The organism is Woodsholea maritima DSM 17123 (genome assembly GCF_000382325.1).
Lineage (GTDB): Bacteria > Pseudomonadota > Alphaproteobacteria > Caulobacterales > Maricaulaceae > Woodsholea > Woodsholea maritima.
This window is the reverse complement of sequence record NZ_KB908057.1, coordinates 244,872-256,732: the sequence shown is the minus strand read 5'-3', so window position 1 is coordinate 256,732 and position 11,861 is coordinate 244,872. Positions and strand designations below refer to the sequence as shown.

At 53.5% G+C, this 11,861-nt stretch carries 10 protein-coding genes; 4 read left to right on the top strand and 6 right to left on the bottom strand.

What is annotated here, in order from left to right:
- Nucleotides 1–88 precede the first annotated feature (88 nt).
- Together H151_RS0106700 and H151_RS0106695 are read right to left on the bottom strand one after the other, a co-directional pair.
- Nucleotides 89–2,002 (bottom strand): methyl-accepting chemotaxis protein, encoded by a 1,914-nt coding sequence (locus H151_RS0106700; protein ID WP_019960880.1) that lies wholly within the window; start codon nucleotides 2,000–2,002, stop codon nucleotides 89–91.
- Nucleotides 2,003–2,155: 153 nt separating this feature from the next.
- Entirely contained in the window at nucleotides 2,156–3,073 is a 918-nt protein-coding gene (locus tag H151_RS0106695; RefSeq protein WP_019960879.1) for a peptidoglycan bridge formation glycyltransferase FemA/FemB family protein, read from the bottom strand.
- Between the two features lie 71 nt (nucleotides 3,074–3,144).
- On the opposite strand from H151_RS0106695, the gene H151_RS0106690 reads away from it, so the two are divergent.
- Nucleotides 3,145–3,327 (top strand): hypothetical protein, encoded by a 183-nt coding sequence (locus H151_RS0106690; RefSeq protein ID WP_019960878.1) that lies wholly within the window; start codon nucleotides 3,145–3,147, stop codon nucleotides 3,325–3,327.
- Here H151_RS0106690 and H151_RS0106685 read toward each other — a convergent pair.
- Nucleotides 3,324–4,928, bottom strand: a complete 1,605-nt coding sequence (locus H151_RS0106685) for a peptide ABC transporter substrate-binding protein (protein ID WP_156823409.1) — start codon at nucleotides 4,926–4,928, stop codon at nucleotides 3,324–3,326. The genes H151_RS0106690 and H151_RS0106685 overlap by 4 nt on opposite strands.
- A 159-nt stretch (nucleotides 4,929–5,087) precedes the next feature.
- On the opposite strand from H151_RS0106685, the gene H151_RS0106680 reads away from it, so the two are divergent.
- Together H151_RS0106680 and H151_RS0106675 are read left to right on the top strand one after the other, a co-directional pair.
- Nucleotides 5,088–5,459, top strand: a complete 372-nt coding sequence (locus H151_RS0106680) for a hypothetical protein (RefSeq protein ID WP_019960876.1) — start codon at nucleotides 5,088–5,090, stop codon at nucleotides 5,457–5,459.
- Nucleotides 5,460–5,553: 94 nt separating this feature from the next.
- Nucleotides 5,554–6,258 (top strand): Crp/Fnr family transcriptional regulator, encoded by a 705-nt coding sequence (locus tag H151_RS0106675; protein WP_019960875.1) that lies wholly within the window; start codon nucleotides 5,554–5,556, stop codon nucleotides 6,256–6,258.
- Here H151_RS0106675 and H151_RS15720 read toward each other — a convergent pair.
- From H151_RS15720 to H151_RS15715, 3 genes are read right to left on the bottom strand one after another with little or no spacing between them, the layout of a single operon-like run.
- A complete protein-coding gene (locus H151_RS15720; protein WP_083918472.1) occupies nucleotides 6,242–8,023 on the bottom strand; it encodes a tetratricopeptide repeat-containing protein in 1,782 nt (593 codons plus the stop codon). The genes H151_RS0106675 and H151_RS15720 overlap by 17 nt on opposite strands.
- 26 nt (nucleotides 8,024–8,049) lie before the next feature.
- Nucleotides 8,050–8,691, bottom strand: a complete 642-nt coding sequence (locus tag H151_RS0106665; RefSeq protein ID WP_019960873.1) for a hypothetical protein — start codon at nucleotides 8,689–8,691, stop codon at nucleotides 8,050–8,052.
- A 3-nt stretch (nucleotides 8,692–8,694) separates the two neighbouring features.
- Nucleotides 8,695–10,515 carry a toll/interleukin-1 receptor domain-containing protein gene (locus H151_RS15715; protein WP_019960872.1) on the bottom strand — a complete coding sequence of 607 codons (1,821 nt, stop codon included), beginning with the start codon at nucleotides 10,513–10,515 and terminating at the stop codon, nucleotides 8,695–8,697.
- Nucleotides 10,516–10,808: 293 nt separating this feature from the next.
- Here H151_RS15715 and cobT point away from each other — a divergent pair, with 293 nt between their 5' ends.
- Nucleotides 10,809–11,861 (top strand): nicotinate-nucleotide--dimethylbenzimidazole phosphoribosyltransferase, encoded by a 1,053-nt coding sequence (gene cobT, locus H151_RS0106655; protein ID WP_019960871.1) that lies wholly within the window; start codon nucleotides 10,809–10,811, stop codon nucleotides 11,859–11,861.

The window sequence follows — 11,861 nt, the reverse complement described above, 5'->3', positions numbered from 1 at the left end:
TTATCGCCAGATGTCCACAGTTATCTTATTGTTTTTTCGTGCATGAAATAAGGCGAATAAGTGGCATTTGGCCTTAAAACTTGTGCGGTTATGCCGCAGCAACGCCTTCCAGGAAGTGATCAATCGCGCGTTCCAGCTCTTGAGCCGCACTTTGTAAGCGATTTGCCGTCTGGTCCGTACCTTCGGCCATGCCTTGGGTCTGACGGATCACATCAGCCAGTCCTGAAATTGTCGTAAAGACCTGCTCGGCATGCTCTGCTGCATTGGCGGCGCTGGAACTGATTTCATTGGTGGCGGAGGTCTGTTTATCAACCGCGCCCACAATAGCAAGGGAGAATTGGTCCGAGCGTTCGGCCAGCCCTGAGATCTCTCTTACCACCTCATCAACGTCTTGGGTCGACTGGCGGATGGTCACAACCTGGGCCTGAATGTCATTGATCGCGGACGCGGTTTGATCGGCCAGCGCTTTGACCTCACTGGCAACCACGGCAAAGCCTTTACCGGCGTCCCCCGCGCGCGCCGCCTCAATCGTCGCGTTCAACGCCAACAGATTGGTTTGCTCTGAAATATCATTGATCAGCTCAACGACATGCCCGATCAGGCGCGCAGCTTCGCGCATCGCGTCCATCTTGGGCGCGGCAGCATCTGAATGGATACGGGCTTGACGCGAAGCGTCCAGGGCTTTGCGCGATTGATCGCCAATTTGGTCAATAGACTGACTTAACGCTTCAGAGGCCCCGGCCACTTGGCGCACACTGTCCGAAGCCTGCCTGGCCGCTGTGCCCACCTGCTGCGATTGCGCGGCCGCGCCCGTGGCCAAATGATTGAGCGCCCCAGAATCGCGGCGTAGCGTCTCAATATCCGCCACCACGCCGTCGATAGCAGCATTGACCTGAGCGCGGAACTCCCCCACCAGACTTTCAATTTTGTTCTGACGTAGGGATTGGAACTCACTTTCCTCGCGCTCGCGATCACGCGCCATTTTGCGTTCCCGGCGCGCCTCTAAAAAGGCCCGCGCGGTTTTGGCCATCGCACCCAGCTCATCCCTGGCTTGGATATCAGGCACGGTGATATCGAGATTGTCTTTTGAAATCTCAGTCATCGCAGCCGCCAAAGCGGCGATGGGTTTGCGAATTCCGCGCGCCATGATCCAGGCCCCAACAAAGGCCATCGCCAAAATCGCCAGCAATAACACGCCTTGCAGCCATTGGACTTTGGCTTTATCGGCACGAAAACGCGCCAAAGCCTGATCAGCGGCTTCAGATACACTTACGCTCAACTCATCCAGGCGGGTATTAATCGCCGCCGATTGCGTGCGATAATCGCCTGTCCAGACCCGTAAAATCTGATCGCTTTGCGCCCAGGTTGAAAACCGATCCTGATAGACATGAAGACTGGTCAAAATCGGGCTGGTCTCTTCACGCGTCAAACCGCTGGCATTCAATTGCGCTTCAAATTGAGTGACTTGATCATTAAAGCGTGTCAAATATTGTTCGCGCCCGCGCAGCATATAATCTTTCTCATGGCGGCGTAGCAGTAGAAGCTGAACCTGCAAAGGTGCGATCTCACGACCATCGCCGCTACGCTCACCCAAGCGCTCTAAGCTGGCCTCAACCTCATGGACGGCCGCGCGCAATTCCCCTTTTAGGCCGGCATCTTCGCTTAACCCATTGCGCGAGGCCCGCGTGGCAATGTCATTCAGACGACGCTGAAGGCGGCGCACCTGGGCAAAAACTTCATCCAGATCGACCCGCACGGCGTTCGGTGCATCCAGGACATAACGCTCAGCACGTGAGACGACCTCATCACTTTGCACAATCAGGTTCAAATCACCCTGCAGGATAAAGCGTTCCAGGATTTGACCCAGCTCCAGATCAGCCGCGCGCAAACGCTCCACACTGGACGCGCTCGCCAAGGCTTCACTGCGCGCCTGCCAGGCCTGATCGAGATGGTTCTGGGCAAACCACGCCACCGCGCCAAACGCCAGCAACGAGACTGCCACAGCAGCTATTAGGCTCGTGAACCGAGCCCTTATGGTTAAGCGTGAGCGCGCCACAGTCCCTCTCCCCTTGGACATTTCATACAAGGCTTAAGGGAAAAACGGTTAATGGCGACTTTCCAAAACTCTAACTGAATCAATTCAATGGCAATGACTTTATGACAAATACGTTCCAGGATAGGTCACAACCCGCCCGCCGGTGCCGATTTTAAAGCGCGCAAGTCCCGGTGCCTTATGAGTTTCCACCCCGCCCAGGTCCAGTGCCGTAACGCCCTTGGCCTTCAAAGCCTCAATCGCGCGAAACAGAATATAATTATGCGCACTTAAGCGGCGCGCGCGATCATTACCCCATCCGACATGATAGGTCGCACCTTGACCATGAAGCAGAAACAGCATGCCCGCAATCACATCCGCGCCTTCCCGCGCCTGAAAGCTGATCACACCTTCGCGTGCGCCCTTGGATTTTTGATACTCAACCACCAACTCAGACGGCGTGGCTTTATAACCCTTGGCTTTGCGCTGGCCTTCTTCCTTGGTCAACAACCAAGTATACTGGGAAGGCTTAGAACCCATAGGCTCCACAATCAGATCTGATTTCTCAGCGACTTTCAAACGGTTGCGCCATTTGACGTGAGCAGCCTTACGGATCTCCTCCATCATGGGGGACACATCCATGATGACGCTGGAATAGCCGGTCATCACCCGCTTCATACCCTTTAAGGCACCCTCACCGGGCTGGCCACAGGCGGGCGTAAAAATCAAAGCACGCGGACGCGCCAAAGGCAGGGCCTGACGCAAGGCTTGATAAATTTCGCGCTTTTCATCTTGAGAAAACTCACCGAGAAAAACCGGTCCCAATGAACAGACCGCACTGGAAACCACCCCACCAAACCGGCGCACAGTAAACTGCGCCAGAGCCAGAGTTTTACGATCTTTCTTGACCTGGGCACGCAAAACATTACCGCCCAATGCCATCATAGCATCGCCATAGGCCCAGTCTTGTTGAACCGGGTAAGGCGCTGAGGCGAAAGCTTTATCCCAAAGGGAACGCTGTGGGGTCCAGATCACATCCATGAACTGAGCGTTAAGGGAATTTGCGTTAACACGGTGTTAGAGCGTCATTATACACTACAGGACAATCACCGATGCGCGCAGCGTCAAAACATACCGTCATGGGCCATGATATCGCCCCACCGCGCCCGACTTTGACCGGCATTCTTTTGGCGACCCTGCCGTTGGCAATCCCGGTATTGATTCTCACCGGGCTGGCCGATCTGGTGATGCAGCTCGTCTTTCATGTGTGCACCGGCTGGTGGTGCTGGATCTAGGGGCGTTCACCCACGCACAGATAGCGGCTGGGGTGAAAGTTAAAGGTATTATCGACCCAGCCTGTAATTTCAGGGCGCACAAAGCTGGCATTACTGATGCGCAAAACCGGAATAACGGGGACTTCCCTTAAAACAACAGCTTCACTTTGCGCGGCCAGATCCATATATTGCTCAACGCTTTGGGTTTGGATTGCGCGATCCGCCAAGGCTTGGAACTCCAGATTATTCCACCCTGACAAATCCGGCTCACCGTCCGCATGATAGAGCATATAGAGATAGTTACCCGGATCTGCGCCGCCTGCACCCCAATCAATCGTCTGAGCATGATAGCGCCCCTGGAAAATCTCTTCATAAAAAACGGTCAAAGGTAGACGGATATCTTCAACCTCAATCCAAGGCGCGATGGCTTGCCATTGCTTTAAAAGGTCAGTTTCGTCATCTAATTCACTATTGGCTTCAGGACGCGCAAAGGTGAAACGCAAAGGGTTATCACGCCCATAGCCTGCCGCTTCGAGCAATTCGCGCGCCTGGGCGCGGCGATAGCTTAAAGACTGCCCCGTCCAGGCGGGCAATTGCGGGGGATCATAATTCTCCAGATCTCGGGGCACCAAGCTATAGGCGGGTTGATCCCCGGCCTCGCCGCCGACATCCATAAAGGCATCACGATCCAGCGCCATAGATAAGGCTTGGCGGACCGTGCGATTATCAAAGGGGGCCATACGGGTGTTCAACACCACATATAACATGTTGAAAGAGGGGCTTTGACGTACCGTGTTAGGATGGCGCTCCAACAGGGGCTCTAAAGCGACATGAGGCAAATGCGTAATAAGATCGACCTCGCCTGAAAGCGCTAAATGCGAGGGATTCTGCCCCTCAGGAGTAAAGCGATAAATCAGATGCGCCATACACACATCCTGACTGTGAACATAGCCGGGATTTTTTTCCAGAACGATGCGGTCCCCGTGGCGCCATTCGACCAAACGATAGGCCCCACTGCTTTGATGGATACCGCTGCGTAACCATCCATCGCCATATTGCTCAACCACATGGCGCGGAATGGGAAAGAACGCTGGCTGAGCCAAAATACTGGGCACAAATGGCGTGGGCTCGCTCAATCGCAGGATTAGCACTGAAGGGCTTTCAGCTTCGACACCCAGGGCTTCAGGTTCCAAAATACCGCTCGCCACCTCACCGACATTCATCAAGGAAGGAAACACCGGGCTTAACGCACTCGAGCCGGTATCGCGAAACGCGCGGTGAAACGCATAGACATAATCATCCGCCGTCACCGGCGTACCATCAGACCAAAAGCTCTCTTCCAATTCAAACCGCCAGGTCAAACCATCATCACTGACGCTCCAACTTTTGACGAGGTCCGGAACAACTTCGGCACGCGCATCAAAGGCGAACAGGCCCGAATACAGATCATGGCCCAGTTCAAACTCCCACTGTGTCGCCATTTTCAGCGGATCAAGGCTGAGCGGCTCTAACTCACCGCGCGATAGGGTTTCTGGATCATTCTGGCGTTCCGCCAAAGATGGTGAACACGCCCCAAGCACCAGTACAATCCCCCCCATCATCAAACATCGCAGTATAGCCAACGCACCCTCCTAGATAGGTATGCATTCAGTGTATGCGCATTAAATTTTAAACTCGTAAATCAACGCAAAAAAGCGGATGTCGTGATGTACAACCGCTTCTTAAGCCTGTTGGCCTAGCGTAGTGGGCTACAATTTTCGTGTCCGCCTAAAGGGACAGGCATGCTTCATCTCGACAAGCTTGACGATCACAACGCGATCTACATCACCGCGCGCGGACAAAAATCCATGGACGAAGTTGAAGCGGCCGTGCGTGCGATTAAGCCGCGCCTTGAAGCCAGCGATTTACGCCGTTTGTTGTTAGACATCAGCCTGTGTGAATATCTCGAAGCGCCTGACGCGATTATGGAAAAATATATCGAAGTCGGTGAAAACCTACCTGCCTTTCAAATCGCCATCGTCTATCGCAAAACCCAGCGCGCTCCGGCTAGTCTGGTTTGCATAGGCTTTCGCCGCAGCGGACATAGCTGTGAGCGGTTCGAGACCCTCGTCGAGGCCCTCAACTGGTTTTCTGACGCGGCCGAACAACACTAATCTAAAGCCAAACACATTCCCCTGCGCGTTTAACTTCGATATATTTGATTCTTAACCATGTTATGCGTGAGCAAGGTTCGCGCCGGGGGAAAAAATGAATGCACCCTTGTCCAATGAGCTAAGTCAGGCCTTTCCTGACCTTGCCTCTAGCCCTCTTTTTTTGAACGCTTTAGTAAATGCATCCAGCCTTCAGAAGATAAAACCTGGCGAATTGGCCTTACAGCAAGACGATAAAAATGATGGCGTCTTCTTCATTTTATCTGGCAAAGCCCGCGCAATTATTTACTCACGCGGGGGAGATGAAATCTGGATCGATGATCTAAAAGCGGGGGACATTTTTGGTGAAATGGCGGCCCTGAATGATCAACCCCGGGCAAATTATGTAAAGGCCCAAACACAATTAAAAGTCCTACGCCTGCCTTCAGCCGTTTTTTTACACTATGTTGAAACTGAAGGTCATTTTGCTTTATGGCTCAACCGACTTTTGGCACGTCGGGTGGCGCGCACCACAACCCGGATGTATGAATTATCTGCATTATCCGCGACGGGACGTGTCTTTGCAGAACTTCTTCGTGAAGCCAATTATTCACCTAATCAAGACAATAACCACCTCGTGATCACATCCAGCCCCTCTATGACGGACCTTGCCAAACGCGTACACTCCACGCGTGAGACCGTGTCACGAACCGTCAATGCGCTAGAGCGCCATGGCCTGATTAGGCGCGAGGGTAAGAGAATGATCTTAATCTCGCCCGATGCTTTATGGGCCGGGCAAACCAATCCTAATTCAATCGACTGACGCTATTGAACGCCGGGCGAAGGGTATAAAGCCCCATATCACCGTGCCCTTGAAGAATATTGCGCCCAATATAAGCACAACGATACTGGCCTTGACCTAAAAGCGTTAAGGTCGCAGCGAAGGCTTCACTGACATAAATGGCCCCCGGCGGGGTTAAAGGTTCAATGCGTGCCGCGGTAACCACTTGAGCGCCAAACACATTTTTACGTCCCAAAACGGGGTCTTCCAACTCATGCACAGGCCCATAATGCACCCCTAAACGCAAAGCTAAATGTTCTGGCAAACCAAGCTGAGCTAAATCGAGATCGCGAAAACAGGCCTGAAGGGCCATTGCCGCTTGCGCAGCATCTTCGACGTCCTCAAAGACTAAAAACAATCCATCGCCCCAGCTATTTTCAAAACGCGGCGGATGGGTCAAATCGCGATAACACATCACCAACGCCTGCCATATCCCCTCAACAAATAACGGGATTTGATCATCACTGAGCTGGCTATAGCCGCGTACATCGCCAAAAATCATAGCGCGTAATGCGGAGTGCGGGCGCGGAAGCGGCGCGGGGGGAAGCGCTGGCGTTGACGCGGGATCAATCTTCAAAGGCCAAACCTGGCTCGCCATAGCGGTTTGCGTCCAGCGCGCATGACACAAATAAGAGAAGGACTGCTCATCAGAGCGATCACGGCTCAAAATCAATTGTCGAGCCTTAACGCCTAAGGCCTGGGCTCGCAAATGCGTCAATCCCATTGCGACTTCATTGGCATAGGCAATGCCTGCAGCGCTCAAACCTTCACGGCCTTCATGCATCCAACGGATCGATTCGACCTGACGGATCAGGGCTTCAAAGCGTTTGACCCAATATTCGCCATAAGGGGCAACGGAATAATCGTAAAACACCCCTGTGGGAGCAGGCAAAACCAGCGATACTTCGCAGCCCTCAGCCAGCAAAGCTTCGACGATCAACATATCCGCGCCCGCCGCCAGCGCCCCATAGGCAAAGCCGATATTATACTGGCGCACCCATGCACGAACATCGTCATAGATCTTTGCGCGCGCATGCTCATCGAGCGCACCCACACCTAGATCAGGAAAAATTGAGCCTGCGAAATGAAGGCAAGCCGGTCCCCGGCAGGCATCAAGATGGCGTAAAAGCAGGGGATGCTCCTGTAACGCCCACTCAAGCTGATTAAGTGTCACCGCGCGCGCGCCATAATGGGTCGGGTCGACATCAATCGAACGATGCAAGGCGCGGCAAAAGGCCGGCTCATCGCCCAACAGACCATAGCATTCAGCTAAACTCGCCCAGTAATAATATCGTTCTGGATTATAATCCGGCTCTTCAAACCCATGAGCCAATAAATGACCGGCGAGGCCTTTTGCCTGATCATAATCGCCTGCGAGCGCCAATAAGCTGGCCTGATTAACGCCAGGATAAAGTCCACCCGTGCGTTGAAAAACGCGGCCATAGGCGTGACTGGCCAAGCGAGCCAAACGCGCGCGGTGCGGCGGCGCGCTTTCTAACGCCACCGCCTTTAACAACCGCCCGTTCAAAACCAGCATATCTTCGTGAGCGTTCTTCAAATCCTCATTAAGTGCTGAGAATTCTAAAAAGGCCCGCTCCAGCGCGCCTGAACGAATGAGACAAAGAATAGAGCGATGGGCAAATCGCCAGTCTTCATTCATCTCATTTAACGCGTCACGACATGCATCATAGGCAGAACAAATGTCACCTCGTCGAAGAAGTAAGTCTATATCTTCCAAAGATAACATTATCTATCAGCCTAAAGGGAAGAGGTTTAACCGCCCCCGTTATTTTCTACTTTTGGGTCAATAATCATGACGGTTTCTTGGGGCTCAATCCCCCCCATCTGCGCAACCACCACATACATAGCATAGGGATGCTCAACACTTTCGCCCGGCTTGGTGGCATCTGAGCAACTATCAATTACCGAGAAGGTTTTCTGGCTTGTCCCCACCCATTCCAGGTCAGAAAACACACCAATCGGAGTACCCTCTTTCAAGCGAACGCGAGCTTCAGCGAAATACCAGCTCGCATAATGTAAGTGGAACACGATCTTAGTCGGACGATAGATGATGAGATCAAGCGGGCTCGCCATCTCAACGGGTGGGGCAATATTAAAGTCTTGAAGCCCCGCAGCCAAAAACTCTGAAAATTCCTCAAGCGGATCAATCGTTTGAGGCACAAAGACATTCACGAGGGCATCAAAGGCAGCGTTGATTTCATTAATGGTTTCCAAACTGAACAAACCATTTGGGAGGGCAGCATCAGGATTATCAATACTGTCAATCGAGTGAACTGAAAACTCACCCTCAATCATCGTAATCAAAACGATCTGCGTATTCTCTAAAGTCACATTAGGATTAGAATCTAAAAGATCAGACTCGGCATTCGCGTGATCAAGAAAGTCCTGAGCCATAATTTACTCCTGTGTAACACTTTGGCACACGTCAATATCTTGCTCAAAATAGTTTCCTGAAGCTAAAGGCTCAACATTAACTTGGCTCATAAGATGGGTTAGATTTTGCCGGATCTGACCTTCCTGAGCCAGGCGCCGTATCATATCAGGAGAGCTTTCGGAGGGTAGAACCAAAGACCGCTTTAAAAAGTCCAAACGCTCCAATGCCGTCTGGGCCTGTGCACGACGCCCCAGCGCAACTTCACTCTCTAAAATGCGCAATTGATGGCTATAAATCAAAATACCCCATAGCGCGTTCCCGGGTTCATGCTCATAAAGCTGATCCACAAGACTTTGCGCCTGATGCAACAGGGAAAGCGCCTGCCTGTGACGTTCAGTTTCAATAAGCGCCACGGCCAAAGACAAGGTTGCGCTCAACTGATTGCGCTTAACGCGCCAATCAATATTCGCAGTATTCTCATTGAGATCTTCATAGATAGACAATTGACGACAGCGCATCTCAATGGCGACATCATAATCGCCCAACCCTTTTTGTGCATCAGATTGCCACGCATAATTATCTGCCAGCTCGCGTAGAGCACTGGCGAAGGCTTCGCTTTCACTATGACGCAAATAACTTGCTGCGATCAGACTGAATTCCTCACCCCCTGTTTCGAAATACGAATTAGCCAGGGAAAAATCGCCCATGTCATAATAAGTTGTGCCCAGATTAGATGCGCCATAAGCGAGCTCCATGCGCCAGTCGAGGCGCTCTGGGTCAAGCGCGACCAACTCAACCGCCATATCATAATAGCGCTGGAAGCCCTCTAAAGTTTCGGCCATCCGCCCTTCTTGGCGATCTATAATTGTTAACCAGAACACGCTTTGCGCGTGATTATAGATTTTGGCTCCATCCCCGGGAGCACGGCGCAATTGTTCAGCCGTCACTTCGCTGGCCGCTTCGAATTGGCGCTGAGCGGAGGTGAGATCGCTGGCCCGATACGCTGTTTCCCCAGAAAGCCTGAGCGCGTTTGCGAAAAACGCTAATTGCTCATCATCAAGATGGCTTTGACTTATACCTTCATAATAATCCAGGACTTTATACCCAACACCGCTTAAGGCATCCAAGCGCCCGACAGGCTCCAACTGCTCGCGCAGCTCCCCCAACATAAAGCCCACTAAATCCTCCGCATCCCGGCGCGCTTTAACCGCTTCAAAACGCTGGCGCTCTGCGGTTTGGCGCGCCGTGATCGCCTGAACCGCCAATCCAGCCATCATAAACGCGATCACTGCAAAAAAGAGCGTGACGAAGGTCACGCGGCGCTGTCGGCGTTGGGCTTCACGTTGCACCAGCCCATCTAGGGGGACACTAACGAGGCCAGCGACCAGTTTGAGGAGGGCTAAGCGTTTCCCATCTTTACCCTTTCGGAAATCAGCGGCGAGAGGTTCGTGCCCTTCTTCCTGCAAAAGGGTATAAGGAAAGACGTCGTCTTCATCTCGGGCATCGGGCACGATAGCGCAGAAAATGGGGCGGTCAGGATGAAGGCTGCGAAACATCGCAATCTCGGCATTGACCCATTTTGATTGGCGCGATGTCTTAGAGCAGACAACGATCAAGGCTTGTGATTGACCCAGTGCAGCTTGCACGGCCTCACTTAAATTCCCGGATGCAACAAATTCTTCGCGATCGCAAAAGATCCGGCCCATGCGCCCGTCTTCGTCCACATTCTGCCCCTCACCGCGCGAGGATTTTGGCAGGCGATAACGCTCTAAGCGCTCCAAAAGCCATCGCACAAATGTGCGGTCTTTGTGGTTGTAGCTGATGAATGCGCGATATTGTGTCATGTCCACCCCCATGGCCCTGCATACTGTTTCACAACATGCGCTATTGAGACAAGCACTGTGATCTGGCTCACAGGTTTGCAAGACACAAACCCTTAAAAGAAGCCTTCACATATGCACAGCCTGATTCTGTGTCATGTGTGAGCGTTTGCACCGGCGCTCGACCCGGCATTGAGCGCCTCATCTTGACGCGTCGCCTGCACCCTCATCGCAGGCGGCGTCTTTTTTGCTGCAAATATAGACTTGGGCATTTCCTCCACCTGCTTGTATGACCCTCTCTAACTTATGAGGGACTTATGCTGGATAGTTTACCGATCACCCCCCCCAACGCGGATCTTGCCGCGCGCCTGGATCATGCCTTGGCCATCAAGACCAAGCCGTCCGGCTCTCTAGGCCAGATTGAAGCCCTCGCCCGGCAAATCGGCCTGGTTCAGGCGAGCTTAAGCCCTGAAGTCGATCCGGCCCATCTGTTGATTTTTGCCGGTGATCATGGCCTGGTCGAGAGCGGCGTTTCGGCCTGGCCGCAAAGCGTGACGATGCAGATGGTCATGAATTTCCTCAAGGGCGGAGCGGCGGCCAATGTCTTTGCACGCACCCATGGGTGTGGCCTCAGCGTTGTCGATGCCGGGGTCGCCCATGATTTTGATCCGCATCCAGACTTGATCAACGCCAAGATCAGACCCGGCACCCGCAATGGCCTTCATGAAGACGCCATGAGCGCGGATGAAGCCCAGCGCGCCCTCACAGCCGGAGCCCAGCTCGCACAAGGTCTCGCCGCCAAAGGTGTCAAAACCTTGCTGCTCGGCGAAATGGGTATTGGCAATACCGCCAGCGCCAGCCTGATCGCGCATGTCCTGACCGGTGAGAGCCTGGATCAGCTCACCGGGCGCGGCGCCGGCCTGGATGATCATGGTTTAAAAGCCAAGCGCGAAATTCTGATCGCCTGCCGCGCGCGCCGTCCCGATGTTCAAACGCCGATAGAGGCTTTGCAAGCCTTTGGCGGGTTTGAGATCGCCATGATGGCGGGGGCCATTATCGGCGGGGCCAGCGCCGGGATGATCGTCATCATTGATGGCTTTATCGCCAGTGCAGCGGCCTTGATCGCGTTAACAGCCCGCCCGGATGCGCACAGATTTTGCGTCTTCGCCCATCACTCCGCGGAGCCAGGCCATCGCGCCATGTTGAGCGCGCTCAACGCCCAGCCCTTGCTGGATCTGGGCCTTCGCCTGGGCGAGGGTACGGGGGGATTACTGGCCTTACCGCTCTTGCGGGCCAGCGTGGCTATGCTCAAAGATATGGCGACGTTTGAAGCGGCCAGCGTCGATGGGGCCAGCGCGCCGACGGCCTGA